General features: G+C 64.4%; 28 protein-coding genes and 1 tRNA gene. 14 read left to right on the forward strand and 15 right to left on the reverse strand.

The window, feature by feature from the left end; translation table 11 throughout:
• Positions 1 to 12 precede the first annotated feature (12 nt).
• The 3 genes from AC0L3J_RS11165 to AC0L3J_RS11175 form a co-directional block, all read right to left on the reverse strand.
• Positions 13 to 546, reverse strand: a complete 534-nt coding sequence (locus AC0L3J_RS11165; protein ID WP_473288087.1) for a 2'-5' RNA ligase family protein — start codon at positions 544 to 546, stop codon at positions 13 to 15.
• 59 nt (positions 547 to 605) lie between these two features.
• Positions 606 to 680, reverse strand: a tRNA-Glu gene (locus tag AC0L3J_RS11170).
• Positions 681 to 909: 229 nt separating this feature from the next.
• A complete protein-coding gene (locus AC0L3J_RS11175; protein WP_473346985.1) occupies positions 910 to 1,254 on the reverse strand; it encodes a hypothetical protein in 345 nt (114 codons plus the stop codon).
• Here AC0L3J_RS11175 and AC0L3J_RS11180 point away from each other — a divergent pair.
• From AC0L3J_RS11180 to AC0L3J_RS11190, 3 genes are all read left to right on the forward strand, one after another.
• The gene (locus AC0L3J_RS11180; protein ID WP_473346986.1) at positions 1,253 to 2,260 is read left to right on the forward strand and encodes an RluA family pseudouridine synthase; all 1,008 of its coding nucleotides are present in this window, start codon (positions 1,253 to 1,255) and stop codon (positions 2,258 to 2,260) included. The genes AC0L3J_RS11175 and AC0L3J_RS11180 overlap by 2 nt on opposite strands.
• 217 nt (positions 2,261 to 2,477) lie before the next feature.
• Positions 2,478 to 3,377 carry an RNA polymerase sigma factor RpoH gene (rpoH, locus tag AC0L3J_RS11185; RefSeq protein WP_007596598.1) on the forward strand — a complete coding sequence of 300 codons (900 nt, stop codon included), beginning with the start codon at positions 2,478 to 2,480 and terminating at the stop codon, positions 3,375 to 3,377.
• A 295-nt stretch (positions 3,378 to 3,672) separates the two neighbouring features.
• Entirely contained in the window at positions 3,673 to 4,014 is a 342-nt protein-coding gene (locus tag AC0L3J_RS11190; protein WP_473346987.1) for a hypothetical protein, read from the forward strand.
• 4 nt (positions 4,015 to 4,018) lie between these two features.
• On the opposite strand, the gene AC0L3J_RS11195 is transcribed toward AC0L3J_RS11190, so the two are convergent.
• The 4 genes from AC0L3J_RS11195 to AC0L3J_RS11210 all read right to left on the reverse strand — a co-directional run bounded on the left by AC0L3J_RS11195 (position 4,019) and on the right by AC0L3J_RS11210 (position 7,531).
• Positions 4,019 to 4,660 (reverse strand): peptidoglycan recognition protein family protein, encoded by a 642-nt coding sequence (locus AC0L3J_RS11195; RefSeq protein WP_473346988.1) that lies wholly within the window; start codon positions 4,658 to 4,660, stop codon positions 4,019 to 4,021.
• A gap of 34 nt (positions 4,661 to 4,694) precedes the next feature.
• The gene (locus AC0L3J_RS11200) at positions 4,695 to 5,906 is read right to left on the reverse strand and encodes a GGDEF domain-containing protein (protein WP_473346989.1); all 1,212 of its coding nucleotides are present in this window, start codon (positions 5,904 to 5,906) and stop codon (positions 4,695 to 4,697) included.
• Positions 5,907 to 6,488: 582 nt separating this feature from the next.
• A complete protein-coding gene (locus tag AC0L3J_RS11205; RefSeq protein ID WP_354061724.1) occupies positions 6,489 to 7,100 on the reverse strand; it encodes a LysE family translocator in 612 nt (203 codons plus the stop codon).
• Positions 7,101 to 7,156: 56 nt separating this feature from the next.
• Complete coding sequence (locus AC0L3J_RS11210; RefSeq protein ID WP_456767840.1) at positions 7,157 to 7,531, reverse strand: response regulator; 375 nt, start codon at positions 7,529 to 7,531, stop codon at positions 7,157 to 7,159.
• A gap of 129 nt (positions 7,532 to 7,660) precedes the next feature.
• Here AC0L3J_RS11210 and AC0L3J_RS11215 point away from each other — a divergent pair, with 129 nt between their 5' ends.
• A complete protein-coding gene (locus AC0L3J_RS11215; protein WP_473346990.1) occupies positions 7,661 to 8,494 on the forward strand; it encodes an SDR family NAD(P)-dependent oxidoreductase in 834 nt (277 codons plus the stop codon).
• Between the two features lie 191 nt (positions 8,495 to 8,685).
• Here the strand turns inward: AC0L3J_RS11215 and AC0L3J_RS11220 are convergent, their stop codons facing one another.
• On the reverse strand, positions 8,686 to 9,492 hold the full coding sequence (locus AC0L3J_RS11220) for a lytic murein transglycosylase (protein WP_456767838.1): 807 nt from the start codon (positions 9,490 to 9,492) through the stop codon (positions 8,686 to 8,688).
• Between the two features lie 176 nt (positions 9,493 to 9,668).
• Here AC0L3J_RS11220 and AC0L3J_RS11225 point away from each other — a divergent pair, with 176 nt between their 5' ends.
• Positions 9,669 to 10,607 (forward strand): OmpA family protein, encoded by a 939-nt coding sequence (locus tag AC0L3J_RS11225; protein WP_473347310.1) that lies wholly within the window; start codon positions 9,669 to 9,671, stop codon positions 10,605 to 10,607.
• Between the two features lie 606 nt (positions 10,608 to 11,213).
• Positions 11,214 to 11,450 (forward strand): hypothetical protein, encoded by a 237-nt coding sequence (locus tag AC0L3J_RS11230; protein ID WP_007614643.1) that lies wholly within the window; start codon positions 11,214 to 11,216, stop codon positions 11,448 to 11,450.
• Positions 11,451 to 11,616: 166 nt separating this feature from the next.
• On the opposite strand, the gene rpoD is transcribed toward AC0L3J_RS11230, so the two are convergent.
• Positions 11,617 to 13,767, reverse strand: a complete 2,151-nt coding sequence (rpoD, locus tag AC0L3J_RS11235) for an RNA polymerase sigma factor RpoD (protein ID WP_027520282.1) — start codon at positions 13,765 to 13,767, stop codon at positions 11,617 to 11,619.
• 377 nt (positions 13,768 to 14,144) lie between these two features.
• Entirely contained in the window at positions 14,145 to 16,160 is a 2,016-nt protein-coding gene (gene dnaG / locus AC0L3J_RS11240) for a DNA primase (protein ID WP_473346991.1), read from the reverse strand.
• A gap of 192 nt (positions 16,161 to 16,352) precedes the next feature.
• Here dnaG and AC0L3J_RS11245 point away from each other — a divergent pair, with 192 nt between their 5' ends.
• On the forward strand, positions 16,353 to 16,916 hold the full coding sequence (locus tag AC0L3J_RS11245; RefSeq protein ID WP_473346992.1) for a chlorite dismutase family protein: 564 nt from the start codon (positions 16,353 to 16,355) through the stop codon (positions 16,914 to 16,916).
• Here the strand turns inward: AC0L3J_RS11245 and AC0L3J_RS11250 are convergent.
• Both AC0L3J_RS11250 and AC0L3J_RS11255 read right to left on the reverse strand, forming a co-directional pair.
• Positions 16,913 to 17,311 carry a gamma-glutamylcyclotransferase family protein gene (locus AC0L3J_RS11250; RefSeq protein ID WP_473346994.1) on the reverse strand — a complete coding sequence of 133 codons (399 nt, stop codon included), beginning with the start codon at positions 17,309 to 17,311 and terminating at the stop codon, positions 16,913 to 16,915. The genes AC0L3J_RS11245 and AC0L3J_RS11250 overlap by 4 nt on opposite strands.
• A gap of 184 nt (positions 17,312 to 17,495) precedes the next feature.
• The gene (locus AC0L3J_RS11255) at positions 17,496 to 18,407 is read right to left on the reverse strand and encodes a transglutaminase family protein (RefSeq protein ID WP_473346995.1); all 912 of its coding nucleotides are present in this window, start codon (positions 18,405 to 18,407) and stop codon (positions 17,496 to 17,498) included.
• Positions 18,408 to 18,498: 91 nt separating this feature from the next.
• On the opposite strand from AC0L3J_RS11255, the gene AC0L3J_RS11260 reads away from it, so the two are divergent.
• Positions 18,499 to 19,305, forward strand: a complete 807-nt coding sequence (locus tag AC0L3J_RS11260) for an N-formylglutamate amidohydrolase (protein WP_473346996.1) — start codon at positions 18,499 to 18,501, stop codon at positions 19,303 to 19,305.
• A gap of 11 nt (positions 19,306 to 19,316) precedes the next feature.
• Here the strand turns inward: AC0L3J_RS11260 and AC0L3J_RS11265 are convergent, their stop codons facing one another.
• Positions 19,317 to 19,937, reverse strand: coding sequence for a LysE family translocator (locus AC0L3J_RS11265; RefSeq protein WP_473346997.1), 621 nt, complete (start codon positions 19,935 to 19,937; stop codon positions 19,317 to 19,319).
• 166 nt (positions 19,938 to 20,103) lie between these two features.
• Between AC0L3J_RS11265 and AC0L3J_RS11270 the strand changes: the two genes are divergently transcribed.
• From AC0L3J_RS11270 to AC0L3J_RS11280, 3 genes are read left to right on the forward strand one after another with little or no spacing between them, the layout of a single operon-like run.
• Positions 20,104 to 20,418, forward strand: coding sequence for an ArsR/SmtB family transcription factor (locus AC0L3J_RS11270; RefSeq protein WP_027565303.1), 315 nt, complete (start codon positions 20,104 to 20,106; stop codon positions 20,416 to 20,418).
• Positions 20,411 to 20,881: an SRPBCC family protein gene (locus tag AC0L3J_RS11275; protein WP_473346998.1), complete on the forward strand. Its 471-nt coding sequence runs from the start codon at positions 20,411 to 20,413 to the stop codon at positions 20,879 to 20,881. The genes AC0L3J_RS11270 and AC0L3J_RS11275 overlap by 8 nt, the downstream gene beginning before the upstream one ends.
• Complete coding sequence (locus AC0L3J_RS11280) at positions 20,878 to 21,390, forward strand: SRPBCC family protein (RefSeq protein ID WP_473347000.1); 513 nt, start codon at positions 20,878 to 20,880, stop codon at positions 21,388 to 21,390. The genes AC0L3J_RS11275 and AC0L3J_RS11280 overlap by 4 nt, the downstream gene beginning before the upstream one ends.
• Positions 21,391 to 21,408: 18 nt before the next feature.
• Here AC0L3J_RS11280 and AC0L3J_RS11285 read toward each other — a convergent pair whose 3' ends face one another.
• The gene (locus AC0L3J_RS11285) at positions 21,409 to 21,585 is read right to left on the reverse strand and encodes a hypothetical protein (RefSeq protein ID WP_197031093.1); all 177 of its coding nucleotides are present in this window, start codon (positions 21,583 to 21,585) and stop codon (positions 21,409 to 21,411) included.
• A gap of 409 nt (positions 21,586 to 21,994) precedes the next feature.
• Between AC0L3J_RS11285 and AC0L3J_RS11290 the strand changes: the two genes are divergently transcribed.
• Both AC0L3J_RS11290 and AC0L3J_RS11295 read left to right on the forward strand, forming a co-directional pair.
• Positions 21,995 to 22,801 carry a transglutaminase-like domain-containing protein gene (locus AC0L3J_RS11290; RefSeq protein WP_473347001.1) on the forward strand — a complete coding sequence of 269 codons (807 nt, stop codon included), beginning with the start codon at positions 21,995 to 21,997 and terminating at the stop codon, positions 22,799 to 22,801.
• Positions 22,801 to 22,992: a hypothetical protein gene (locus AC0L3J_RS11295; protein ID WP_018453604.1), complete on the forward strand. Its 192-nt coding sequence runs from the start codon at positions 22,801 to 22,803 to the stop codon at positions 22,990 to 22,992. Before AC0L3J_RS11290 ends, AC0L3J_RS11295 begins: the two co-directional genes overlap by 1 nt.
• Before the next feature lie 27 nt (positions 22,993 to 23,019).
• Here the strand turns inward: AC0L3J_RS11295 and AC0L3J_RS11300 are convergent, their stop codons facing one another.
• Positions 23,020 to 23,793: a DUF2189 domain-containing protein gene (locus AC0L3J_RS11300; protein ID WP_473347003.1), complete on the reverse strand. Its 774-nt coding sequence runs from the start codon at positions 23,791 to 23,793 to the stop codon at positions 23,020 to 23,022.
• 315 nt (positions 23,794 to 24,108) lie between these two features.
• On the opposite strand from AC0L3J_RS11300, the gene AC0L3J_RS11305 reads away from it, so the two are divergent.
• Entirely contained in the window at positions 24,109 to 26,337 is a 2,229-nt protein-coding gene (locus AC0L3J_RS11305) for an ATP-binding protein (protein ID WP_473347004.1), read from the forward strand.
• The last annotated feature ends 14 nt before the right edge of the window (positions 26,338 to 26,351 follow it).

A 26,351-nucleotide genomic window follows, 5' to 3' on the forward strand; every position in this document is an offset into this window, starting at 1 on the left:
CGTGACGGCCAGCTACGACGGAAGTCTCTGTTCGGAGATGATCCGCAGCGGCGGAAAGGCGACGCAATCCACCACATCGAACAGCACTTCAATTCGTCGCTCGAATGAGCGTGCGAATGCAAGGGCGTCACCGCGACATTCATCGGCGATACGCGTGCCGAGCGTGCAATGCGGCGTCCACATTCCCGGCCGGTAATGAGGACGACAATGTGCCGGGTCGATTGCGGCGCTGATAGAGCTGTGGATGCGGCTTAGCGCCTCATTGCAGGTCGGCTCCACCCAGAGAACGAGTGGCGAGCCTTCGAACCAGCGAATACGTTTGAACTCGATGCGCAATTGCGGTTCGTCGACGACGGCCGCCTGCATGGCGCCCCATGCGGTCTTCTCGTCGATGGCAGGCGGATCGTAGATGGCAAATGTGAAATGTGGCCGATAGCCCAGCGCACGCATCGATGGCTCGACCTCGAACGCGGCAACCTGATCCCACAGACGTTCTATCTCGCCAGCGGAGGCATGGTCGGCCCGGATGTTGATGGCAAGTGCCACAGACTCACCCTGTGGGCGGAACAGTCAATCGCCAAACGGGGGCCGATCGACTCTAAAGTTGGCGCTCCCTAGGGGAATCGAACCCCTGTTTCAGCCTTGAGAGGGCCGCGTCCTAACCGCTAGACGAAGGGAGCGTGAGGGAGAGGACATAGCCTCGAATTTTGCCGGCGGCAAGCGGGGATCGAGGGGTTTTGGACGCTCGCTCGGCGTCGTCCTGGCGAATGCCAGGACCATTACCCCAGATGCGGATGGTTAAGGCAGATCGGAACGACGATGTCGTTCGTGCAACAGGATCCGGTGGTTATGGGTCCTGGCTTTCGCCAGGACGACGATGGCGGCCGGTTCCGCGCCCCAGCCGCCGCCTCACGGCTCATTGGCGAATTTCAGCTTTCCGGCAGGCCGCAAGGTGTGGGCGTCGAAGGTGCGGATCTCGGTGACGCCGCCGATGTCGAGCGTGATCACGAGCCGGTCGCCGGCCACGCCGGTCGAGACGATTTTGGCGCCCTTGGGCAGGGTGGCGGTGACGTCGCCGACAGGCTCGGGCGCCCTTCCCTCCGACTTGAAAAGGCGGTAGCCCACCCCGATCAGCACAGCGCAGATTGCCAGCGCCGTGGTCAACCCCGCGATCAGCATCATCCGCCGCACCCGCGCGAACAGCGCGGCCTGCTCGGGGCTCGGTTCGGGAACAACGGTATCAGACGTCGTCATGGAAAATTCTGGCTCTGCGCAAAGGTTGAAGGTTGTCGTCGAAGGCTCCGAGGGCTCAACCCGGCTCGACCGCGTGCTGGCGACGCACCTTGCCGAGCTGTCGCGATCGAGGCTGAAAGCCCTGATTCTGGCGGGCGCGGTGAGCCTCAGGGACGCCGCGATCCGGGATCCCGCTTATCACGTCGCCTCCGGTGATACGATCACAATCGACGTGCCGGAAGCGGCCCCGCCGGAGCCGAAAGGCGAGGATATCGCGCTCGACATCGTGTTCGAGGACGACGACATCGTCGTCCTCAACAAGCCGAAGGGGCTGGTGGTGCATCCCGCGGCGGGCCACGAGACCGGCACGCTGGTCAATGCGCTGATCGCCCATTGCGGCTCATCGCTGTCGGGGATCGGCGGGGTGCGGCGGCCCGGCATCGTGCACCGGCTGGACAAGGACACCACGGGATTGATGGTGGTCGCCAAGAACGACCTTGCGCATGCCTCGCTCACCGCGCAATTCGCCGATCACGGCCGCACCGGGCCGATGCGGCGCGGCTACATGGCCTTCGCCTGGGGGCTGCCGGGCCGCCATCGTGGCACCGTGGACGCGCCGATCGACCGCCACCCGCATGCGCGCGAGAAGATGGCGGTGCGCCAGGGCGGCCGCGAGGCCGTGACGCATTGGGAGCTTCTGGAGAGTTTTGCCGGGCGCGACGGCAAGCCTATCGCCGCGCTGCTCGCCTGCGAGCTCGAGACCGGGCGCACTCATCAAATCCGCGTCCACCTCGCCCATATCGGCCACCCCCTGATGGGCGATGCCGTCTACGGCCCGCATTTCAAGACCAAGGCAAACCAGCTCAGCCCTGAGTCGCAGGCCGTTCTCACCGCGCTGGGCCGGCAGGCCCTGCACGCTTACCTGCTGGTATTGGAGCACCCGAGGACAGGAGAATTACTCCACTGGGAGGCGCCTCTGCCGGAGGATTTGCTTCTCCTTCAGGGGGCCCTGAAAGCGGCGCTATGACGCAGGCCGCTTCAGAAATGCTTTACATTACAAAAAGTTATAGCTGCCACACGGGGACGTGACGTCAGCAATCCTTCCCTTTTTGCCTCCCGATGGAGTATATTGCGCTTGCGTTGAAGACCAACGCGGAACATCGCAGCACCGATCGGCTTTAACCAAGCGGTCGTCTGCCTGGCCCGCCGCTATCGGGGGCCTGAACCTGTTTGGAGGGCGCACTATGGCCCGTACAGCTACCCTGCCGGTCCTTAATGGCGAATCCGGCCTTTCCCGTTACCTCGGCGAGATCCGCAAGTTTCCGATGCTGGAACCCCAGCAGGAATACATGCTCGCCAAGCGTTGGCGCGAGCACGATGATCGTGACGCCGCGCACCAACTCGTCACCAGCCATCTCCGTCTCGTGGCCAAGATCGCCATGGGCTATCGCGGCTACGGCCTGCCGATCTCCGAGGTCGTCTCGGAAGGCAATGTCGGCCTGATGCAGGCGGTGAAGCGGTTCGAGCCCGAGAAGGGCTTCCGTCTCGCCACCTACGCGATGTGGTGGATCAAGGCGTCGATTCAAGAGTACATCCTGCGTTCGTGGTCGCTCGTGAAAATGGGCACCACCGCGAACCAGAAGAAGCTGTTCTTCAACCTCCGCAAGGCGAAGAGCAAGATTTCCGCGCTGGACGAAGGCGATCTCCGCCCCGACCAGGTGGCCATCATTGCCAAGCGTCTCGGCGTCACGGCTCAGGACGTGGTCGACATGAACCGCCGCCTCGGTGGCGACGCGTCGCTCAACGCTCCGATCCGCGACGACGGCGAAGCCGGCGAATGGCAGGACTGGCTGGTTGACAATTCGCCCAACCAGGAAGCCATGCTGGCTGAGCACGAGGAGTATGATCACCGCCGTGACGCCCTGAATGGCGCCATGGGCGTGCTCAACCCGCGCGAACGCCGCATCTTCGAGGCGCGCCGGCTCGCGGATGAGCCGATGACGCTGGAAGACCTTGCCGCCGAGTTCGGTGTGTCGCGCGAGCGCGTCCGCCAGATCGAGGTCCGCGCCTTCGAGAAGGTGCAGTCCGCGGTCAAGGGCACGATCGCAAAGGCCGAACAGGCCGCGCTGGAAGCCGCGCTCTAAGCGCGAGGTTTTTAGCGCCAGAGATTGGCGGATCGACAAGAGACAGAAAGCCGGCGGCAACGCCGGCTTTTTTGTTGTCCGCAACTCTCGCTGTCATGCCCCGCGCAGGCGGGGCATCCAGTACGCCGCAGCGCTAATTGCGATAGCGAGGTCTTCAATGCAGGTCTCTGGAATACTGGATCGCCCGGTTGAACCGGGCGATGACAGCCGGTTTGTGGCTCTGCCTTGAACCCGTGCTGCCGGTGGACCGACCAAAAGCATTGGACCGGCAGCCTCAAGAGAACGGACACAGACCGTGTCGATCATCCTGCAATCCACCGTCGGCGGCTTCTCCGCCCAGTTCACGCGCAAGCTGCCGCTGGTCGAGCAGGCGATGCGCGACCACGGGCTCGAGCCGTCCGAGTTCGTGATTTCGAAGGACTACGCCTCGACCGCGACGATCCCGCTGATGGGTCCGTTCTTCTTCAACTACAGCGTCTACTTTGGCGACGAGACATTCACCGTCACCGAGCCGAACGACATGGTGTTCCTGGACTACTTCTTCAAACGCGTGCTGGCGGTGGATGACCCACCGGAACTGCCGCGGCGGCCGGGCTTGATCCGGCGGCTGTTCGGCTGGATGTCGCAACCGGTGTAGCTCGTCATTCCCCCCAAGTTCTTGCCCCCCAAATCCGCGCCAGCGTCGCGAGCCAGCAGCCTTCGCAGTAGCGGGCATCCTTGTAGTCGATCCAGTTGTGCGCATAGACGCGTTCGAGCGGGATGCCGTAGCGCGCGCGCAGGATCTGGACGAGGATCTTCCACGCCGCGACCTGCGCCGCGGTCGGGCCCGTGGTGACGTCGGGATAGTTGCCGGCGAACTCGACGCCGATCGAATTGTCGCGCACCACCTGGCGATAGGTCGGCTTGTTGTCGATGTACTTGTTGTCGTTGCGGTTGGCACCGTCGCCGTGGGTCGGCACCAGGTTTTCCGCGACCGCCCAATAGACGGTGCCGTCGGTCTCCACCCACAATGTGACGCCGCGACGCGTGGGGTTCTTCGCCTGCTCTTGCGCGCCGCCGCGCGCCGAGCCGGCCGGTCCCTCGGTCTGGTGCACGATGATGTTGCGCCACGGTTTTGCGTTGCCGACATCGCCCCATGGCGCCAGCCACACCATCTTCAGGCCGGGAATGTCGGGCGTGCCGGAGGCGCGCGCGAGCTTTGCGAGCTCGGCGTCGGTCGCAGCGGCAGGTGCGATCAGAATGAGGGCGGCGAGAACCGCCCCGAGCAGGCGAGAGATCATCATGCGGGTCCAATGCGGACCGGACGTTAGCACGCCCTTACGCGAATTTGCGCAAGGCCTCGCCTGGACCGATCGGGTCAGGCATGAGCGGCGGCGCCGGATCGTGGACGGCAAAGTCGTTCTTGCCGTTCTTCTTGGCCGCATAGAGGGCGTGGTCGGCATGCGCGATCAGCCGGTCCGGAAACTGGCCGACGCCGCGGTCCCACTGCGCCACCCCGATCGAAATCGCGATGGGGATGTCGATGCCGGTGCAGTTGACGGCATCCTGGCGGCAGACCTCGAGCACGCGGCGGGCGATCGCAGCCGCCTCGCGCAAGGTCGACGACGGTAGCACGACGCAGAATTCGTCGCCGCCGGTGCGGGCGAGCATGTCGCCGGGCCTCAAGCGCGTCTGCGCCATCAGGGTGAAGTGCTGGAGGCAGGCATCTCCCGCGGCATGACCATGGGTGTCGTTGATGGTCTTGAAGCCGTCGAGATCGATCACCAGCAGCGAGAACGGCTCGCTGCTGCGCTCCGAGCGGGCGCATTCTTCACCCAGCCGCTGCAACAGGTGCCGCCGGTTGGCGACACCGGTGAGATCGTCGAGCAGCGCGAGGTCGGCAACCTCGTTGCGCAGACGGTCCATCGCCATCAGCAGGAAGCCGAAATTCAACGTCATCGACAGAAACAGCAGGCCCAGCACCATGACGGCATGAGACTGCCCGCCGGCGACCGACGAGAAATCGCCGCCGAGCAGATTGCCGATCGCACGGGCCGCGAAGATCGCGATGATGGTGATGATGACGATGCCGGAGAGCCGGGCTCCCGGGCTGGCGCGGCCTTCCGGCGGCGACAGCAGCAAACGCAGCGACAGCGCCAGCGGCAGCCCCTGGCCGAGCGAGTAGCTGAGCATGCGCAGCTGCATGTGATCGTATGCGACCATGAAGAACACGACGCCGCCGAGGCTGAGAATTCCCGTCGCGGCCATGACGCGCCAGGACACCGGCTGGCCGTAGAAGCGCTGAATGCCCATGGCGGCAAGGCAGCTCGCCGCGATGACGCCGGCGGCTCCGAGCAGAAGCGGGACAGGCGAAACGACGAAAAGGCGGATCAGGGCCGCCATCGTGCCGGTCGCGCCGACGAAGCACGATGCCATCCAGAACCGCGCGGCCGCGAATTTCGGATAGGAGCGCGTCACGTAGGCCCAGATCAGGCCGAGCGCCAGGAAGTTGACGACGAACACGGTCCAGAGTGTCGGCACGTTCAGCATGGCGCGCGCCACACGCGCAGCGTCGCGCCCTCTGTCCCTGCCAGCTGTCCGTCCATGACCCCGTCCCCGTTTTCTTGCGGAGGACAATGCGGCCGTCGCGCTTAACGGAGTCTCACTGCGATCCGCGAAAACATGCCTTTGGTTTTGGATTCATGAACGGCTAGCGCATGGTCGGATCGTCGAGCACGCCGGCGATGCGGATTCGCGGGCCAAAATCACCCGAAAATGCATCTGAGCTGTGGATAACGCGATGACACGGATGTGACAGTGCGGGGCAGAAGCGCGCGAATCTGCTGAGTTCGTCGTCGAGGATGTTGCGAGGCTGGCCCTCCGCCGAGCATCCCTCGTGTCGCGTTTCACCATTAACCCTGAAGAGGATCCTATGGCTAAGAAAGCGAAGAAGGCGAAGAAGGCGACGAAGAAGAAGGCCAAGAAGGCAGCGAAGAAGAAGTAACGAGGCTTCTTATTCTTTGCCCGGGTGGAGCTCGCTCCGCCCGGGCGTCGGGTAGGAGTTCTGAGTTGGAAGACGGCGGGCGCAAGGCCCGCTTTTTTATTGGCTTCCGCCTTTATTGGCTGGAGAAGCTATCGCTCCGCGAACGCCAGCTTGGCGCCGAGCGCGGCGAAGCCGGCGGCAAAACTCCGGCGCAGCCAGGCCATGACGCGCGGGCGGGAGATGACGCGCTCGCGCACCGATGCCGCACAGAGGCCGTAGACCACGAACACCGCAAACGTCATCGCCATGAAGGCGCCGCTCAATTCCAGCATCCGCGCCAGCACATGGGCTTCGTCCGCGGCGATGAACTGCGGCAGGAAGGCCAGGAAGAAGATCGACAGTTTTGGATTGAGGATGTTGATCAGGAAGCCGGTCACGATCACCCGGCCAGCCGAACGCTCGCGGATCTCGCCGTCGACCGCCAGTGCCCCGGTCTCGCGTAGCGCCTGCCAGGACATGTAGAGCAGATAGGCGACGCCGCACCATTTCAGCGCGGCGAAGGCGAGCGCGCTGGTGTGGAGCACGGCGGCGAGCCCGAGCATCGCGGCCGTCATGTGCGGCACGATCCCGAGGGTGCAGCCGAACGCGGCCGCGATGCTCGCGCGCGAGCCGCGGGTCAGCGCGGCGGCCAGCGTGTAGAGCACGCCGGTGCCGGGCGAGGCGACGACGATCAGCGAAGTGAGCAGGAAGGACAAGGTCATGGACCGACCTTATCACCGCGCCCGGGACCACGAAAGCCGGCCTGCCGGACCGACCGTCAGGCCAGCTGCGCGATCTCGGCCTCGCGGAGCACGTCGAGCGGCGCCCAGGGCTTGGCCCAGAACTTCGCGCCGTTCGGCAAGGGTTGCATTAAGGGGCGGCCGGAGGTGACGACGACGTCGAGCTTCGGGTTGCGGTCCTTGGCGACATGCGCGAGCTCGACGCCGTTCATGCGGCCGGCGAGTTGCACGTCGGTCATCATCAGGCAGAGCGCGCCGGCGCTCTTCTCCAGCACAAGCTCGGCCGCCTCGGCGCTCTCGCACTGGATGACGTCGTAGCCGCTTTCTTCGAGAAGAAGACTGAGCATCTCCCTCTGCATGAGGTCGTCTTCCACGATCAGTGCGGTGGCTCGAAACGGTTGTGCTTGTCCCATCGGCGGCTCCCAATGCTGCCTGTCTTCATCAAGTAACGTAGGTTAAGGTGGGAACAGCGATGCGGTTCGGTTCCATTATGAAAAAATGTAAATCATAGTTCCCGCTCGCGGCTCTACGGGGGGATCATCATGACTGCAATCCGCGGCGCCGCGGCTATCACCGGAGCGGCAAGCGGCATCGGCCGCGCGCTGGCGATCGAGCTTGCGCGGCGCGATTGCGATCTCGCGCTCGCCGATCGCGACGAGGCTGGGCTGAAGACGCTCGCGGCCGAGATCGGAGCCGCATGCAAGGTCAGCCTGCACCGCGTCGACGTCGGCGAACCCGACGACATCGCGCAATTCGCGCGTGAGGCGACCACCGCCCATCCCGCGCTCGGCATCCTCGTCAACAATGCCGGCGTGGCGCTGATGGGCTCGTTCGACGAGATCGACCAGGCGCAGATGGACTGGCTGTTCGACATCAATTTCTGGGGCGTGGTGCACGGCACGCGCGCCTTCCTGCCGCATCTGAAGACGCTGGGCGAGGCGCACATCGTCAATTTGTCCTCGATCTTCGGCATCATCGCCCCGCCGGGACAGTCGGCCTATGCCGCGGCGAAATTCGCGGTGCGCGGCTTTTCCGAGAGCGTGCGGCACGAGCTTGCAGTCGCGGGCAGCCCTGTCAGGCTGTCGGTCGTGCATCCCGGCGGCGTCGCCACCGCCATCGCTCGCAATTCGAGCACCGGGATCGGCGTCACCGACAATGCGCGCCGCTCGCAATCGATCCAGCGGTTCGAGAACGCGGCCAAGACCACGCCGCGAGACGCCGCGCTGCGCATCATCAAGGGCATCGAGAGAAACGAGCCGCGCATCCTGATCGGCAACGACGCCCGCTTCATGGATCTCCTGCAGCGTTTCCGCCCGGCAACATACTGGGCGCCGTTGCAGCGCAAGCTGGAGAGGATGGCGAAGGGGACGAAGTGAGGCATGAGGCGAATGGCATCATTCACCCGCGGCCGTCGTCCTGGCGAAAGCCAGGACCCATAGCCACCGAATTCAGTTTGGCGACGACTGGCAGTTACCCGGGACGTGACTGCGAGTCGTTGTAACGAGTCCCGCCTGGGGTAATTGGTCCTGGCTTTCGCCAGGACGACGGCGGAGAGAAATCACGTCCCTCACTGCCCCGCCAGCCGATCGGCAAAATACCCGATGGTCTTGCGATAGATCACCGCCCTGTTCCATTCGCGCATGGCTTCGAAATTAGGGGTGCCTTCGCCGTAGGGCTGGCCCATCTTGAAGCCGCTGGTGTGGAGCAGGTTCGCGGTCGAGGCGAGCACGTCGGGGACGCTGTGGCGGAGATCGACGTGGCCGTCGCCGTCGAAATCGACGCCGTACTTGATGTAGGAGGACGGCAGGAACTGGGTCTGGCCGATCTCGCCGGCATAGGCACCGATGAGGTCGCGCAGCGGCAGGTCACCGCGCTGCACGATCTTCAGCGCCGCGAGCAGCTCGCCCTGGAATAGCTCGGTGCGGCGGCAATCATGCGCCAGCGTCGCCAGCGTGCGGACCACCGGCAGCTTGCCGATGTCGCCCTTGCCGAAATCGCTCTCCAGGCCCCAGATCGCGACCAGGATATAGCGGGGCACGCCGAACTGCTGCTCGATGCGCGACAGCAGCGCGGCATGGCGCTGCAGCAGCGCCTTGCCGCCATTGATGCGGCCGGGGCCGACACGGGTCGAGACATACTGCTCAAAACTCTTGTTGAAGGTGTAGCGCTGGCGCCGGTCGAAGGCGAGCACCGCACCGTCCTGCTGCACACCGCTGAGCGCCGCGCTGGTCACGCTCGCCGAGACGCCGGCAGCTTGCGCTTCCGAGGTCATGCTGGCGACAAAGCTGTTGAAGTCGCCGCCGCAGCGCGCGGCTTGCGCCGATCCGCCGGCCAGACAGGCGATGAAGGCGATGGCCAAGGCGTATTTCGACATTCGGATGAATCCTACAGGGAATGGGCGGGGGAAGCAGCGCGCGATCATGCCCGGGAACCGGATTCGCGTCAAAGCGGCAAATCCTCGCCAGAACCGATCGCTGCCTGCCTGCGACAAATCAAATGCGCTCGCCCCCTCCCCAACCGATCGAGATGACCATGCCTATGCGGATCTCCATGATCATGTCCATGTCGCGCCGGATGCTCGCCGTCCCCGCCTTGCTCTGCCTCACCGTGACGGCCGCCTCCGCGCAGACGCGCGATGTCGCAGGTGGCCGCGACTATCCCGGCATCGGCCGGTTCGCCGGCAGCGTCATCACCGGCTATGTGATGAAGGATTTTGACGCAGCGCGGATGCAGGCGGCTCCCTTCAAGGACGGCCAGCCCGTCGATGCGCGACGGCTCGAGGGCCGCGTCTTTCGCATCGCCTATCGCACCAATCCCGGCCCCTCGATTCTGGAAGTGTCGCGCAATTTCGAGACGCAGCTTGCGAAAGCCGGCTTCGAGACCCTGCTCGCCTGCGACACCGATGCCTGCGGCGCCATTCCCTTTACCGAAGCTATCGACACGCTGCCGGTCCCGCAGATGTGGGTCGATGGTTTCAACTATCGTTACTACGCCGGCCGCAAGACCGAGGGCGGGCGCGAGACCTTCGCCAGCGTCCTGGTCAGCCAGAACAACCAGGACATCACGGCGCAGGTCACCGTCGCCGAGCTCGGCGCCATCGCGAACAAGATGGTGGACGCCGCCGCAATGGCAAAGGGGCTTGGCGAGACCGGTCACATCGCGCTCTACGGCATCTATTTCGACACCGATAAGGCCGTGCTCAAACCGGAAAGCCGCCCGACGCTGGAGCAGATCGCAAAGCTGCTGACGAGCCAGCCGCAGCTCAACGTCTTCATCGTCGGCCACACCGACAGCCAAGGCGCCCATGAGTACAATCTCGACCTGTCGAAGCGCCGCGCCGAAGCCGTCGCAGCCGAGCTGGTGAAGAGTTTTCGCATCGCGCCGACGCGATTGCGCACCGCGGGCGTCGGCTTGCTGGCGCCGGTGGGTTCCAATGCGACGGACGCCGGCCGTGCGCTCAACCGGCGCGTGGAGCTCGTGGCGCCGTGAGATTGGTGCATGCGGCACGCGCAACATGATGGAACATGCGAAGGCGAAAACAGATTAACATATGTTAGTCAGCGCAATTTCTGCACGCACGCGGGAATCCGTGCAGGCAAACGCATTTTCCAACAAGGCGCACACCGGTCGCTGCATCGCGCAACGGGAAACATGAACAAAGTGATTTGGTCTTCCAAGCAATTGCTCTGACGCTGATCGAAACGCGATCTCGAACACTGCATATCTGATGCGTTCGCTGAGACATCGCAGCGCCAACGATTTGCCTTGCCACGGCATGGCGCCGGTTATAACCTTCTATTCTAGGTTGTCGCCCGGCCAGCCCCGGGCGACGCTGAAGACCAAAATAAACGGCGGGCTTCGCGGCCCGCCGTTTGTTGAGGCAAGGCTGAGCAAAGGGTGAGACAAGGGTCTCCTCGAACGAGCGCATCGGGTTTTACGAAGCGTTGGACGCTTCCACCCGACATCCAGGCGCCTCGCAAACGGGTTCGTCGATCGATCGCGCAGCCGGTTCTGCCGCTGCAGGGCCCGCGGCCAGCCCCCGGAAACCTGCCAAAGTCATTTGACTATGGCCCCCTGATCGACGAAAAGCCGGCCATGGCCAAAAAACCCGGAACCAATCCCAAGGGCGAATTCGCCTTTTTCAACGTCTTCTATGAAGACGGCTCCCAACGCTCCAACCGGCGCGTCCCCGCCGAATTGCTCGGCGGCCTCGACGGCGACGAGCCGGCCCGTGCCTACATCATGGAGCAGGACCGCGAGATCGCCGAAAAATCCGGCCGCCCGGCGCTGGAAATCAAGAACCTCGAGCGGGTCGGCGCGAAGAAGAAGTAGGCCTCAGCCCCATCCGCGTCATTGCGAGCGAAGCGAAGCAATCCACGTCTCCACATGCTGCGCGATGGATTGCTTCGCTCCGCTCGCAATGACGGGGCTAGAGCGGAAGCTAAAACAAAAACGGCGGGCCTTGGCCCGCCGTTTTGCTTTGAATCGATGTTTGCGCTCAATTATCCAAAAAGCTCCGCAGCTTCCGCGACCTGCTCGGATGCTTCAACTTCCGCAGGGCCTTCGCCTCGATCTGACGAATACGCTCTCTCGTCACCGAAAACTGCTGGCCGACTTCTTCCAGCGTGTGGTCGGTGTTCATGCCGATGCCGAAGCGCATGCGCAGCACGCGCTCTTCGCGCGGGGTGAGCGAGGCCAGCACGCGCGTGGTGGTCTCGCGCAGGTTGGACTGGATCGCGGCGTCGATCGGCAGGATCGCGTTCTTGTCCTCGATGAAATCGCCGAGGTGTGAATCCTCTTCGTCGCCGACGGGCGTCTCCAGCGACAACGGCTCCTTGGCGATCTTGAGGACTTTTCGCACTTTCTCCAGCGGCATGCCGAGCTTTTCGGCGAGCTCTTCCGGGGTCGGCTCGCGGCCGATCTCGTTGAGCATCTGCCGCGAGGTGCGCACGATCTTGTTGATCGTCTCGATCATGTGCACGGGGATGCGGATGGTGCGCGCCTGGTCGGCGATCGAGCGGGTGATCGCCTGCCGGATCCACCACGTCGCGTAGGTCGAGAACTTGTAGCCGCGGCGGTACTCGAACTTGTCGACAGCCTTCATCAGGCCGATGTTGCCTTCCTGGATCAGGTCGAGGAACTGCAGGCCGCGGTTGGTGTATTTCTTGGCGATCGAGATCACGAGACGGAGGTTGGCTTCCACCATCTCCTTCTTGGCCTGGCGGGCTTCGCGCTCGCCCTTCTGCACCGAGTGCACGATCTTGCGGAACTCGATGATCTCCAGGCCGGTCAGCGCAGCTAACTGATGCACCTCGTGGCGGAGGTCCTTGATGCGGTCCTTCTCGTGGTGGACGAAGTTCTTCCAGCCCTTGGCCGACAGCTTCGAGACACGGTTGAGCCAGCGCGGATCGAGCTCCGAGCCGGTGTAGTTGCGCAGGAAGTCCTCGCGCGCGACGCCGTGGCTGTCGGCAAGGCGCATCAGGCGGCCCTCATGCGAGACGAGGCGCTTGTTGATGTCGTAGAGCTGCTCGACCAGTGAGTCGATACGCGCCTGGTTGAGGCGCAGCGACTTCACCTCGACGATGATCTCGTCCTTGAGCTTGCGATATTTGCGCTCCTGGTGCGGCGAGAGCGAGGGGCCGTGCGAGGTGCTCTCGAGCTGGTTCTGGATGTCCTGCTCTTGCAGCTTGCGCAGCTTCTTGTAGCTGTCGGCGATCTTGTCGAAGATCTCGACGACCTTCGGCTTGAGCTCGGCCTCGATCGCCGCAAGCGACATCTGGTTCTCGAACTCGTCGTCCTCGTCCATGTCGGCTTCGGCGGCGGACTCCGCCGGATCCTTCGCGGCGTCGCCGGCATTGCCGGGCGCAGGCGCGGCGCGGAACGGGGTCGGCGCCGGCGGTGCGGCCGGCGGGGCGACATGCGCGGGCGCGGCGCCGGTGGCCTGGCCGCCTTCGGCCGGCGCTTCACCGGTCTCGCCGTTCGGACCGGCGATCATCGCATTGTTCATGCCGGCCTTGGCATCGGGCCCGGCATAGGTGGCTTCGAGATCGATGATGTCACGAAGGAAGATTTTTCCTTCGTTGAGCTCGTCGCGCCAGATGATGATGGCCTGGAAGGTCAGCGGGCTTTCGCAGAGCCCTGCGATCATCGCCTCGCGGCCGGCCTCGATGCGCTTGGCAATCGCGATTTCGCCTTCGCGCGACAGCAGCTCGACGGTGCCCATCTCGCGCAGATACATGCGCACGGGATCGTCGGTGCGCTCGCCCGGCTCGCTCTTCTTGACTTCGGTGACGGCCTTCTGGGTGACTTCGACGAGCTCGTTGTCGGTCTCATCCTCGCCGCTCTCGTCCTTGTCCTCCTCGCCTTCGCTATCGTCGGCTTCGGTGACGTTGATGCCCATGTCCGAGAGCATGGACATGATGTCCTCGATCTGCTCGGGAGAGGTCTGGTCGGACGGCAAAACTTCGTTGAGCTGATCGAAGGTCACGAAGCCGCGCTTCTTGGCCTGCTTGATCATCTTCTTCACGGCCGCGTCGGACAGATCGAGCAACGGCGAGGGCGCGTCCTGGGAGTCCTTCTCCGGCGCGTCCGCTGCCTTGTCGTCTTTTTCCTTGTCCTTCGCCTGCAGCGTCTTTGCCTTGGTGGCCATCCATTGCTCCTAAACGCGTTTCACACAGACGTTCGCCGCGCCCGCGTGAAATCACTTGAACCTGTTGCTCGATGCTCTCGCTTCGTCAGATCTCGACACGGAAAGGGCGGCGCGGACCTCTTGTCGCCACCCCCGACCTTTCACTCGCCGGATTTGCCTAACGCTTCGTAGAGCCTCTTTGTCGCAGCGGATGCAGGTGTAGTGCCAACAGCAATTGCGCGGATTCATTCCTGACGCGTCTGTTCTGCCTGCGGCCGCCTGGTGGCCAAAGTGCTACAAGACCGTTAAGCCTCGATTAACCCTGTTTTTGCCGCCAAACCTCGGATTTGGCGAGTCTTTTAGCGGTTCCGGTCCCGGCCGTCCGCATGATTCTTTCATCACACGCTCTTCTGGAACCGGCCCGACAGCTCGCCAAAACCCTCGATCAGGGCCTCGGTGCCGTCGACTTCGCCTATCCGAGCCTTGACGTCGCGCAGCCACGCCATGTTGGCCTCGCTGGGATCCTCCCCCAAGGCCAGCTCGGCGTCTTTCAGCTCTCTAAGTAGTGAATGGTACTGCCGATGCAAGGCGACCAGCTGATGCCAGGTGGAGAGAACGTCGTCCCGTGCGGCGCCTTCGCGGGCGCCCCACACCGCCGCGGTCGTGATGCCTCCCTCAACCCTTTGAAGCGCTTGAGAAAATCCGCCTTTTTCGAGGTCGCTGCGCATCTTCTCGGCGAGCTCCCCGGGGTCCGGTGAATGGTGATGGTCGTTGGCGAAGGCGGCGATGATGCCGGCCCGGAGCTTGTGGACCTCGGGATGGGCGAGCTCCAGGGCCGCGACTTCCTCAAGGTGATCGTGCAGCAGCCAGGGGTGGTTGATCAGGATTTGGAGGATCAGGGCCTCGCGGCGGGAGATGGCGCTGCGCTGGCCGCGCATGATCGGACTTGCCGCGAGCTGCGCGCTCGCCGCCTGGTAGGGTCCGGAGGGCAGCTGGATCGGACCGGGCGGGCCGCGGCGGCCTCCACCAAATCCCTGACCGCCGAATCGATTCGCGCCTCCCCCACCACGGGGCTGGAACTGGCGGCCGGCCGAGCCGGGGCGGAAATTGCCACGGCCGCCGCCAAAGCCGCCGCGCCCGCCTTCGGGGGCAAAGGCGCGCTGAAGCCGCTCGGCAAGATCCTGCCGATAATAGCGCCGCACCACCTCGTCGCGGATGCCGTTAGAAAGCTCCTTGATGCGCGCTTCCAGCGCGGCGCGGCGCTCGGGCGTGGCGAAATTGCCGCCTTCGAGCTCGCGCGACCAGATCATCTCGGCGAGCGGACGCGCCGCCGCGATCACCTCCTCGATCGCGCCGCGACCGCCGGAGCGCACGAGATCGTCGGGGTCCTGCCCCTCCGGCAGCAGCGCAAAGCGAAGACTCTTGCCGGGCGCGAGGAACGGCAAGGCAAGGTCCGCGGCACGATAAGCCGCCTTCTGGCCGGCGCGGTCGCCGTCGAAGCAGAGGATCGGCTCGTCCGCCATCTTCCAGAGCAGCGCGAGCTGGTTTTCGGTGAGCGCGGTGCCGAGCGGCGCCACGCTGCCGGCAAAACCCGCGGTGACCATGGCGATGACGTCGACATAGCCTTCGACCACGACCAGAGCGCTGCCGTCGTGGGTGGCTTTGCGCGCGGTCTGGTGGTTGTAGAGATTGTCGCCCTTGTGGAAGAGCGGCGTCTCCGGCGAGTTCAGGTACTTGGCCGGAACGTCCTTCTCCAGCGCGCGCCCACCGAAGGCGATGACGCGGCCGCGCAAATCCGTGATCGGAAACATCACGCGGTCGCGGAAGCGATCATAGGGCACCGGGATGTCGTTGCCGGCCACCAGCATGCCGGTCTCGACCATGTCATCGACGGAGACGCCGAGCTTGCCGAGATGCTCTTTCAGCGCAAAGCGATCGGGCGGCGCATAGCCCAGCCGAAACTGCAATTGCGTCGCCGGCGAGATGGCGCGATCGGCGAGATAGCCGCGCGCCTTAGCGCCGACGCGCGAGGCCAGCGTCTCGGCGAAGAACTTCGCGGCGAGATCCATCACGTCATGCAGCGAGCGGCGGCGCTGCTCCTGACGCGCCGCATCCGGCGTCACCGCCGGTAGCGGCAGGCCCGCCATATTGGCGAGCCGCTCCACGGCCTCCGCGAACGGCAGGCCGTCGGTCTCCATCATGAAGCTGATGATGTCGCCGTGCTTGCCCGAGGAGAAGTCGTGGTAAAAGCCCTTCTGGTCGTTGACGTAGAAGGACGGCGTCTTTTCCTGCTGGAACGGCGACAGCCCCTTCCATTCCCGCCCCGCCTTCTTCAGCTTGACGCGCTTGCCCACGACTTCGGAGACCGAAAGCCGGGCACGCAGCTCGTCGAGGAATTGGGGCGTGAAGCGCATGGGCTCTGTGTAACGCGAAACCGTGTGAGTCGGGCGAAGGGATCAGGGATATAGGGACGACCCGTCCAGAAGTCAGGTTTGTCAGGCTTATACGCGCTGTTCACAGCCCTTCCGTCATTCCCGGGCGTGCGGAGCGTGAGCCCGGAGTGACAGAGGCCTTGAACCCGCCCCGGTTCCACGCTTCCATGGGTGATGTTCAGGACCTTCCGAGGCGGCCAGAGTGGGGGTTGGCGCATCACCTCGATTTCGCCCGTGACGGGCGAGCCCCTCGCTTTCATGCCGGCGCTGTCGGTCACCGACAGCGAGGCCATCGCGCTGCCGCTGGTGCCCTCGCGCAATGCCTGGCGGCTGGTCGGCGCCGCGAGCAGCTTGCGCTACACCGAGCGCGCCGAGAAGCAGCAGCTCACGGCCGTGCAGGCCGGCCTCGGCCGGCTGGAAGCAACCAGCGCGGCGCTGATCCCGATCCGCAAGTCGCAGGCCTGGTGGGAGCTGACCCAGGAAGAGCGCCGCAGGATATTCGAGGACAAATCGCATCACATCGCGAGCAGCCTGCGCTTCCTGCCCGCGATCGCGCGCCAGCTCTATCATTGCCGCGACCTCGGCGGGCCCTTCGATTTCCTGACCTGGTTCGAATTCGCGCCCGCCCACGCCTCGCTGTTCGAGGAGCTGGTCGCGATGCTCAGGCGGACCGAGGAGTGGAGCTATGTCGAGCGCGAGGTCGACGTCCGCGCGGTGAAGGAAGTGCTGTCGGCCTAGTGATCGAGGAAGCGGCCGGATTCGATGCGCGGCAGATCGGTGACGGGCCAGTTGTAGATGTAAGTCCAGGCCGGTGCCGTCACCCCGTCCGCGCCTGTCACGTCGACCAGTCTGCGCAGATATTCGGTCGGCTCCGGAAAGCCCTCGCCACAGGCCTCGTACATGTCGAGCTCGCGCAACAGCTCGTCCGGCACGCGCAGGTGAAAGAGTTCGCCGTGGACGCGGTCGGACGGCCCATCGGAGAGCAGCAGCCCCGGATAATGCTTCACCAGAACGAGCCGGCCGCGGCAGGTCGCTTCACCCAGAAAATCAGCGTGGCCCGCAAGCAGCCGCGCCATCGGATGGTCGAAGCCGCGCATCAGCGTGCCGTAGACGAAAAGACGATCGGAGGTCATGGGGGCTCTATAGCTGCGAATGATGCGGAGCGACAGCGCCACACATTCCACTGTCGTCCTGGCGAACGCCAGGACCCATAGCCACCGAACACGGGAACGGGCAACTCGACAGCTACAACGTCGCACCACACTGACAGTCGGGGTAATGGGTCCTGGCTTTCGCCAGGAAGACGACGGTGAGCGGCTACGAAACCTCCGCCTCCAGCTCCTCGCCGCTGCGTTGCTCGTCCGACACCACCCTGATGGAGACGTCCATGGCGTCGAACGCGCCCGCGGGGCCGATATAGACGCCGTGCAGCGGGATCGCCTGGCGCGGATCGCGTGCGACCGCGACGCGGATGAGGTCGCGGGTGCCGACGATGCCGTTGGTCGGATCGAACTCGATCCAGCCCGCGCTCGGCAGGTAGACCTGCACCCAGGCATGCGTCGAACCACCGCCGACATGGCGCTGCTCGATATCCTCCGGCAGGAAGATGTAGCCGGAGACGAATCGTGCGGCGATGCCGAGATGGCGCAGCGCCTCGATCATGAACAGCGCGTAGTCGCGGCAGGTCCCGCTACCGGACTGCAAGGTGTCGAGCGGATGCTGCGTGCCCAGCTCGTGGCGCTTGCGATACTTGAACCGCTCGCGGATGCCGTGGGTCATGCCGCTCAGGATCTTGAAGGTCGGCGTCGGCGCGTCCTCGTCGAGAAAGCCGCGCGCCCATTCCGCGATCTCGCCGTCGGGATCGGTGTATTGCGGCGTGATGTAGTGGACGAGGTCGGGAAATTCCTCGTCGTCATACGCGAACGGATAGAAATAGGCCGAGTCGTCCGGCGTCAGCGCGAACTCCTCGACCGGATTGTGCTCGACGGTGACGTGCCAGTCGAAGACCAACGTGTCCGCGCGCTCGTCGAAATTCGCGATCGCGACGGAATTGCCGAACACGTCGTGGATCCAGTGCAGCGACATCGGCTCCGGCGAGATCTCGAGCCTGGAGTCGAGCACGCGCAGATCATGCCCGTCGCGCGGACGCAGCATGATCCTGTGTTCGCCGAACGCCACGGGGCGGGTGTAGCGATATTCGGTCTTGTGATGAATCGTCAGCAGCGGCATCGTCAGGCAATCATGGTGAGGTCGGGCGGACCAATCTATAGCAATCCCGCCCGATTCTTCGGGGTGACTGCTGTTTCATTAGGCAATCAGGATGGCTTTAGACACAATCGAGGCGACCAATCAACTCCTCAGCGAGGGTGACGTCCCCCCGGTGCACGAGGTGAATGCGCAAGGGAGATCGCCTTTTCTGCTCACCTCGGACCACTACGGGCGGGTGCTGCCGCGTACCCTCGGCGATCTCGGCGTCGCGGGAGGCGAGCTGACGCGGCATATCGCCTGGGACATCGGCATTGCGGGGGTCGCCGACCGGCTGGCAGAGATGCTGGGCGCACATCTGATCGCCCAGCGCTATTCGCGGCTGGTGATCGACTGCAACCGCCCGCCCGGCGCCGTGAGCTCGATCCCCGTGATTTCCGAAGCAACCGCGATCCCGCGCAACGAGGGAATTTCGGAGCAGGAGCGCAAAGCGCGCCGGCGCGAGATTTTCGAGCCCTATCACCACCGTATCGAGGCCGCGATCGACCGCCGCGTGCACGACAAGCGGCCGACGGTGCTGGTATCGCTGCACAGCTTCACTCCCGTTTACGCCGGCGTCGCGCGCCCCTGGCACATCGGCGCGCTCTACAATCGCGACACCGTGCTGCCGCAGCTGTTGCTCAGGCATCTGCGCAGAGAGAGCGATCTCGTCGTCGGCGACAACGAGCCCTACGCGGTCAACGACCTCACCGACTACACCATTCCCGTCCACGGCGAAGCCCGCGGCCTCGTCAACACCGGCATCGAGATCCGCCAGGATTTGATCGCGGACCAGGCCGGCCAGCAACAATGGGCCGAGCGGCTGGCGGGGATTTTCGCGGAGATCGAGCTGGAGCTGCGGGCGCAGAGGCTGGTCGACTAGCCCGATGGCGGCTATTTCGCCCTGGTCAGCGCCAGCCAGATGCCGCCGCCGATCATGAAGCCGCCGGAGATGCGCGACATCATGCGGGTGCGGCGAGCCGAAAAGAACTTACGGGCCCGCCCCGCGGCGATGGCGTAGAGCGCGTCCGTCATCACCGCAGTGACCATGAAGGTGGCGCCCAGCAGCGCGACCTGCGGAAAGTGGTCGCGGTTCATGTCCATGAACTGCGGGATGAAGGCGCCGAAGAACACCAGCACCTTCGGGTTCGACAGCAGCACCAGGAAACCTTGCAGGAAGAATCCGCCGCGCGGCGGCGCCGGCGGCTGGTCGACCTTGACGCCCTCGACCGGCGCCCAGATCAGCTTGACCCCGAGCCAGACCAGATAGGCGGCGCCGGCAAAGCGCACCCAGTCGAACCAGTAGCCCATGGTCGCCATCAGCGAGGTCAGGCCGACCGCGACGATGCCGATGACGATGGCGAGACCGGCCTGCGCACCGGCCACATTGGTCAGCGCCGCACGCGTGCCATGGCGCAGCCCGTTGGCGATGACGAGCGTGACGATCGGCCCCGGCAGCAGCGCGAGCGCGATGCAGGCGGCAAGGAAGGCGAGATAGGCTTGCAGAGACATCATGGGGAGGACTCGCTGAGAGCGGTTTGGAGCATTAATGCATGGCCCTCAATGTCCGTCCAGCGCCGCAGCCCCCACGTCTCCATCTCCGGCGTCTGCAGGAACACGAGCACCGCGCGCTGCATCACCGTCTTGACAGGCAACCGTTTGGTTGCATATTATCGTCGCCATGGATGAGGTCTTCAAAGCGCTCGCCGATGCGTCACGACGGTCGCTGCTCGACAGGCTTCACACCAGGAACGGCCAGACCCTGAACGAGCTCTGCGAAGGCCTCGCGATGACGCGCCAGGCGGTGACCAAGCACCTTGCGATTCTGGAACAGGCCAATCTGGTTACGACCATCAGGCACGGCCGCGAGAAGCTGCACTATCTCAATCCAGTTCCGATCCATCAGATCGGCGAACGCTGGATCAAGAAATTCGAGCGCGGCAAGCTCGCCGCACTCGGCGAGTTGAAACGCCAGTTGGAGAAGCGTGATGAGTAAGCCGCAATTCGTCTATGTCACCTACATCGAGACCACGCCAACGAGGCTGTGGGAGGCGCTGACATCAAGCGAGTTCACCAAGCAATACTGGTTCGGCGCCGAGGTCAGGTCCGACTGGAAAATCGGCTCTCCCTTCGCGCTGCTGCTGGACGGCGAGACCACCGATTCCGGCGAAATCCTGGAAGCCGATCCGCCGCGGCGGTTGTCCTACAGCTTCAAGCATCAGAAATACGAAGAGCTGCGCGGCGAACCGATCTCGCGCGTCGTGTTCACCATCGAACCGTTCGGCTCGCTCGTGCGTTTGACGGTGCTGCATGACGGGTTCGTCGAAGGCGGCAAATATCTCGGCGCCGTTTCCAACGGCTGGCCCGCGATCCTGTCCGGTCTCAAGAGCCTGCTGGAAAGCGGCACAGTGCTGGCCATTCCGCGCGCAGCCCTCAACAAGGGATTCGATGCAAAATGAACCTCGATCAGTTCAAGCCGCTCACCGTCTACACGATTTACATCGCCGCGACGCCGGACGAGGTGTGGGAGGCGCTGACCTCCGCCGAGTTCAGCCGCAAATACTTTTCCGGCTTTGCGGTTGAGATGGAGCCAAGACTCGGCGGCAAATTCATCGTGCGCGCGCCTGACGGGTCAGAACACATCTCGGGCGATGTGTTCGAATACGATCCGCCGAACAGGCTGACGGTGACGTGGAACGTCAACTGGCCCGACCTCGTCGCAAAGCTCGGCACAACGCTTGTCACTTATGAGATCGAACAAGCCGGCGAGGCCGTCCGCCTCACCATGAGCGAACGTCACGACCGCCCGCTCAGCGACGACATCCTTTCCGGCGGCCGCACCGGCTGGCCCGCAATCCTGTCGGGGCTGAAGAGCCTGCTGGAAACGGGCAAGGCGCCGCAGATCAAGATGGCGCCGCCGGCGCAGATGCTGGAAGCGTTGAGGGCGATGGGTATCAAGACGCCGTAGCGGACGAACCTTGCGCCGTCACCGCTTCTTCTTCACCGGCGGATTGATTTCGTCGATCTTGCGACTGCAATCCGCTTCCGAAACGTGCGGGCCCGAGACAAAGGTCCCGCTGACCTTGATCGCGTACCAGCCCGATTCGACGCCGAGCCGGAGCGCTTCTTCTGTCTTGACGTGCCGTGGCGAGAGAGCTTGCATCGGTTGAGTTTGCATCGGGTGCTTTCGGTTGGCGTTCGATCTCATGATCGAATCGCGGTGAAACCTTCAGGCGTCCGCGGCACGGGCGTGCCGCGTCCGCCTCACCGCTGGAGCGGGCAATATACGCAACGACCGCTGTTGCGACGTCGCGATGAGTCGGCTCCGCCAGTGCGAGGGAATGAGGCGCTTCACGTCGCGCGAATAGTCGTGGCGCTGCATATGCGCAGAGACGACAGGTTCTTTCCGACGTTGTCGGCACCGTGCGCGCAATCGCCGCAATTAGCTATCGTTTTCTCGCCCATGCCGCGCTTTTGAAGCGCTAATTGCCGTTCGCGACCGAATAAGCCGTCGAAGCCTTGTGATCGGCCGCTTCGTAGCCATGTTGGGAGCTTAGCCAAGGGAAAAACGTATGAAGCTCCGCGTCGGGTTTGAGATGCTGTACGAATTCCCGCAACCGACGCCTATGATCATGGTGTTAGGCACGCACTTCACCCGCGCCTCCGATGTCATCGTGCCCGACCTGGTGACCACGAGACCCTCGGTGCCGATCACTCCCTATCGCGACCTCTTCGGCAATTGGTGCAGCCGTATCGTAGCGCCGGCCGGCACCTTTCGCCTTGCCGGCGATGGGGTCGTGAGCGACAGCGGCCTGCCCGACCCAGCGTTTCCGAACGCAGTTCAGCACGCCGTCGAGGCGCTGCCGACCGACACGCTCGTCTATCTGCTCGGCAGTCGCTACTGCGAGACCGATCGCCTGTCGGATATCGCGTGGAAATTGTTCGAGCACACGCCGCCCGGCTGGGCGCGGGTCCAGGCCATCTGCGATTTCGTTCATCGTCACATCGCCTTCGGCTATGAGCACGCGCGCGCAACCAAGACGGCGCGGGAAGTCTACGACGAAGGCAAGGGTGTGTGCCGCGACTATGCTCATCTTGCCATCGCGTTCTGCCGCTGCATGAACATCCCGGCGCGCTACTGCACCGGCTATCTTAGCGACATCGGCACGCCGAAGCCCTGGGCCGCGGGAGATTTCGCCGGCTGGTTCGAGGCTTATCTCGGCGGAAGCTGGCACATGTTCGATCCCCGCAACAACACGCCGCGGATCGGCCGCGTGCTGATCGCGCAGGGACGCGATGCCGCGGACGTCCCGATCACCCAGACCTTCGGTCCGAATAAGCTGCTCAATTTCAAGGTATGGACCGACGAGGTTGCCTGATGACAGACAGCAGCGTTGCGCTTAGCGCCGATGAATTTGCCTCGTTGGCCGAGATCGGCAAGGGCAAGGCGCAAGGCGAAATTCCGCAAGCGCACGGCGAGCGGCTGACCAACCTCGGTTATGCGATCAGGCGCCTCGGTGAACTCGAATTGACCTCATCAGGCGAGCGCCGGCTGGCAACGGGCGAATAGCTCGCTGCCGTTGCGTCCGGCTCGCTGTTACGCCACCGGCACCACGATCAGCCGATAAAGATGCCAGGTCGCGTGCCCGAGCACGGGCAGCGTCACCACCAGCCCCAGAAAATACGGCAGCGCCGAGACGATCAGGACCATCACGATCACCGCGGCCCAGCCAATCATCGGCAGCGGGCTGGCGACGACCGCGCGCACGCTCGTCACCATCGCCGTGACGAAATCGACCTCACGATCGAGCAGCAGCGGAAACGACACCACGGTCAGCGAAAACAGGATCAACGACAGCACCGCGCCGACCGCGTTGCCGATGCCGAGGAACAGCAAGCCCTCGTTCGTGGTCAGCACCACCGTCATGAACTCCTGCAGGCTCGAGAACGAGGCATGCAGGCCGAGCAGCAGCGCGATCAGAAGCCGCACCTGGTACATCCAGACCACGAACACGAACAGCGTGACGAAGGCCATCCAGCCGATCTCGCTGCGCGCGCGCACGGCCGACCAAATCGCGCTGGGCGAGACGGGCTCGCCGCGCTCGCGGCGACGGCTGACTTCATAGAGCCCGATCGCCACGAATGGCCCGAGCAGCGCGAAGCCGGCGGCCAGCGGATAAACCAGATAGACCATGCCGAACGCGGTGAAGCACAGCATGATGGCAATGCCGCCGGCGGCGTAGAGCGCACCGAAGCAGAGGCCGTAAAGCGGCAGCGCCTGGAAATCACGCAGGCCCTCGACCAGCGCCTCGGCGATGTCGGTCGCCGCGACGGGACGCACCACCGGATCGACCTTGCCCGAAATGGACATCAGCTCCCTCCTCCTTAGCCGGTGCGATCTCCGTCGCACGCGGATGACCTCGATCTTAGCGCCCTCGCGGCCGGCGCGCACGCGCGAGTTGACGGCCGGACGACGGTATCCCGAGGCCGCCGGCGCAGACCCGGGAAAGCCATCGCGCCGTCGGCGGCGCTCCCTTCGAGAAGCTCATCGGTGCTGCACGTACCTCGAAATCTTTCCCCGTCGAGGACTTTTTCGGCCCGTTGCCTATGGACTGAGCGGAGGGTGGTGCCGCAAATTGGGTCCTTGAACGAGCACCTGCGATGACCAGATTGGACCGTCCGACCGATGAGCTTGCGTACCCGGCTATTGATACTCGTCATCGCGGCCATGCTGGTGCCGGCGAGCCTCGTCGGGCTGCGTTTCGTGCAGAACCGGAGCAGCGAAATCAACGCCGCCCTGGCCAATCTGGCGGCCTCGGCCGACGACATTGCCAGTGATCTGAGCGAGAAGATTCAAGGGACAGCGCAGCTTCACTACGGTCTGGCCCGCGCGCGCGACCTCGACACCCGCGACAAGGCGGCATGCTCGGCGTTTCTATCGGACGTGCGCGAGGAATACCCTCAGTTCACGGGAATCCTGACCATCGACCCGGACGGCAGCCTGTTCTGCGACTCGCTGCGGACCAACCGCACCCTCGATCTGAGGGATCGCGCCTATTTCAAGCAGGCCCTGGTCTCGCGCAGCGTCGTGGTTGAGCCGGTATTCGGCCGGCTGACCGGAATATCGGTGCTCCAGATCGCATATCCGGTGCGATCGGAGGCGGGCGCGCTGAAGCTGGTGCTGCTCGCCTCGTTCAACCTGCGCAAATTCGCCGAGTATCACCACAAGCGGCTGCTCGCCGAGAAGGATGTCCTGCTCATCGACGCCAAGGGCACCGTTCTCGTCGCCCCCTCGACAGCCGGCTGGACCGCGCCCGTGGGCGCGTCGCTTGCAGGATCCGACCTGCTCCGCTTCGCGACGGCTCCCGATCAAAATGCATTTCAGGAAGTGACCGATCGCGACGGCCGCACGCAGGTCTGGGCCGTCGCCCACGCGCCTTCGATCCGTGATGCCGGCCTCTACATCCTGGTCGGACGGTCCAAGGACGGATTGGTCGCGGCGGCGAATCGCCGGCTCTACGAGGACATGGCGATCCTCGCGGTGGCCTTGCTGCTGCTGCTCGCCGGTGTATGGATCCTCGCGACCGTGAGCGTCGGGCGCCAGGTCGGGCGGCTCGCCAACATGGCGAAGAGACTCGGGCTCGGCGATCTCAGCGCGCGAATTCCCCCTCCCCATCCGCGCGGCGAGCTGGGTGGATTGATGACCCTGCTCAACGGCACCGCCGAGTCGCTCGAGCAGCAACGCGCGGCCATCGCGGACCTCAACCAGAAGCTCAGCCAATCCCAGAAAATGGAGGCCATGGGCCAGCTCACCGGCGGCGTAGCGCATGACTTCAACAACCTCCTCACCGTCATTCTCGGCAATTCGGAGCACCTTGCCGACAGGCTGGCGGGAAACAAGGAGTTGCACCGGATCGCCGGCGACATCGCGACAGCCGCCGAACGCGGCTCCGACCTGACGCGGAGCCTGCTCGCCTTCGCGCGCAAGCAGCCTCTGAGGCCGCGAGAGATCGACATCGGCGAGAAGCTTAGGGAGATGGAGCACTTGTTGCGCCGCCCCTTGGGCGAGCACATCGAATGCACCTTCGCGCTCGCACCGGACCTGTGGTTGATCAGCATCGATCCCGGCCAGCTAACGACTGCGCTGCTCAATCTCGTGCTCAACGCGCGCGATGTCATGCAGTTGGGCGGCAGGCTGACGATCGAGGCGCGCAATGTCTCGCTCGGTGAATCCGACTTGGACATCAATGGCGAACCGCGACCCGGCGACTATGTCATGGTGGCCGTAACCGACACCGGCAGCGGCATGACCGCCGAGGTGGCGAGCCGGGCGTTCGAGCCGTTCTTCACCACCAAGGAGGTCGGCAAGGGGACCGGGCTCGGCCTGAGCATGGTCTACGGGTTTGTTCGGCAGTCCGGCGGGCTGGTGCAGATGCAGTCCGCACCGAGACAAGGCAGCACCGTCAGGCTGTTCTTTCCCCGCCTGGCGACACCGCCAAACGAGGACGCCTCACCCGCCGAAGGGATCGTCACGCGCGAAGGAAGCGAGACCATTCTCGTCGTCGAGGACGACGACATGGTTCGGACTTATGTCGAAAGCGAGCTGAAGACGCTCGGCTACCGCGTCATCACGGCCGCAAGCGGCCCGGCGGCGCTCGACGTGTTGCGCCAGTCCGGCGACATCGACCTGCTGTTCACCGACGTCGTGATGCCCGGCGGCATGTTCGGGCCGGAGCTTGCCAGGCAAGCAATCCAGTTGCGGCCCGGGCTCAAGGTGCTCTTCACCTCCGGCTACAGCCAAAATCCGGTCAAGGCGCCCGACGGGGTCGGCGATGCTCGCATCCTGACCAAGCCGTTCCGGCGGCGAGACCTCGCCGCAATGCTGCGGTCCACGCTGTCGACGCCGCAGCGGTGAGATGACGATGTGCT

Source organism: Bradyrhizobium sp. Kon37 (assembly GCF_055807535.1).

Bases quoted from the DNA above. Each gene is read 5' to 3' on its own strand.
- AC0L3J_RS11180 (WP_473346986.1), top strand. From the start codon at position 1,253: ATGGAAAATTCTGGCTCTGCGCAAAGGTTGAAGGTTGTCGTCGAAGGC.
- AC0L3J_RS11175 (WP_473346985.1), bottom strand. From the start codon at position 1,254: ATGACGACGTCTGATACCGTTGTTCCCGAACCGAGCCCCGAGCAGGCC.
- rpoH (WP_007596598.1), top strand. From the start codon at position 2,478: ATGGCCCGTACAGCTACCCTGCCGGTCCTTAATGGCGAATCCGGCCTT.
- AC0L3J_RS11195 (WP_473346988.1), bottom strand. From the start codon at position 4,660: ATGATGATCTCTCGCCTGCTCGGGGCGGTTCTCGCCGCCCTCATTCTG.
- AC0L3J_RS11200 (WP_473346989.1), bottom strand. From the start codon at position 5,906: ATGCTGAACGTGCCGACACTCTGGACCGTGTTCGTCGTCAACTTCCTG.
- AC0L3J_RS11205 (WP_354061724.1), bottom strand. From the start codon at position 7,100: ATGACCTTGTCCTTCCTGCTCACTTCGCTGATCGTCGTCGCCTCGCCC.
- AC0L3J_RS11210 (WP_456767840.1), bottom strand. From the start codon at position 7,531: ATGGGACAAGCACAACCGTTTCGAGCCACCGCACTGATCGTGGAAGAC.
- AC0L3J_RS11215 (WP_473346990.1), top strand. From the start codon at position 7,661: ATGACTGCAATCCGCGGCGCCGCGGCTATCACCGGAGCGGCAAGCGGC.
- AC0L3J_RS11220 (WP_456767838.1), bottom strand. From the start codon at position 9,492: ATGTCGAAATACGCCTTGGCCATCGCCTTCATCGCCTGTCTGGCCGGC.
- AC0L3J_RS11225 (WP_473347310.1), top strand. From the start codon at position 9,669: ATGATCATGTCCATGTCGCGCCGGATGCTCGCCGTCCCCGCCTTGCTC.
- AC0L3J_RS11230 (WP_007614643.1), top strand. From the start codon at position 11,214: ATGGCCAAAAAACCCGGAACCAATCCCAAGGGCGAATTCGCCTTTTTC.
- rpoD (WP_027520282.1), bottom strand. From the start codon at position 13,767: ATGGCCACCAAGGCAAAGACGCTGCAGGCGAAGGACAAGGAAAAAGAC.
- dnaG (WP_473346991.1), bottom strand. From the start codon at position 16,160: ATGCGCTTCACGCCCCAATTCCTCGACGAGCTGCGTGCCCGGCTTTCG.
- AC0L3J_RS11245 (WP_473346992.1), top strand. From the start codon at position 16,353: ATGTTCAGGACCTTCCGAGGCGGCCAGAGTGGGGGTTGGCGCATCACC.
- AC0L3J_RS11250 (WP_473346994.1), bottom strand. From the start codon at position 17,311: ATGACCTCCGATCGTCTTTTCGTCTACGGCACGCTGATGCGCGGCTTC.
- AC0L3J_RS11255 (WP_473346995.1), bottom strand. From the start codon at position 18,407: ATGCCGCTGCTGACGATTCATCACAAGACCGAATATCGCTACACCCGC.
- AC0L3J_RS11260 (WP_473346996.1), top strand. From the start codon at position 18,499: ATGGCTTTAGACACAATCGAGGCGACCAATCAACTCCTCAGCGAGGGT.
- AC0L3J_RS11265 (WP_473346997.1), bottom strand. From the start codon at position 19,937: ATGATGTCTCTGCAAGCCTATCTCGCCTTCCTTGCCGCCTGCATCGCG.
- AC0L3J_RS11270 (WP_027565303.1), top strand. From the start codon at position 20,104: ATGGATGAGGTCTTCAAAGCGCTCGCCGATGCGTCACGACGGTCGCTG.
- AC0L3J_RS11275 (WP_473346998.1), top strand. From the start codon at position 20,411: ATGAGTAAGCCGCAATTCGTCTATGTCACCTACATCGAGACCACGCCA.
- AC0L3J_RS11280 (WP_473347000.1), top strand. From the start codon at position 20,878: ATGAACCTCGATCAGTTCAAGCCGCTCACCGTCTACACGATTTACATC.
- AC0L3J_RS11285 (WP_197031093.1), bottom strand. From the start codon at position 21,585: ATGCAAGCTCTCTCGCCACGGCACGTCAAGACAGAAGAAGCGCTCCGG.
- AC0L3J_RS11290 (WP_473347001.1), top strand. From the start codon at position 21,995: ATGAAGCTCCGCGTCGGGTTTGAGATGCTGTACGAATTCCCGCAACCG.
- AC0L3J_RS11295 (WP_018453604.1), top strand. From the start codon at position 22,801: ATGACAGACAGCAGCGTTGCGCTTAGCGCCGATGAATTTGCCTCGTTG.
- AC0L3J_RS11300 (WP_473347003.1), bottom strand. From the start codon at position 23,793: ATGTCCATTTCGGGCAAGGTCGATCCGGTGGTGCGTCCCGTCGCGGCG.
- AC0L3J_RS11305 (WP_473347004.1), top strand. From the start codon at position 24,109: ATGAGCTTGCGTACCCGGCTATTGATACTCGTCATCGCGGCCATGCTG.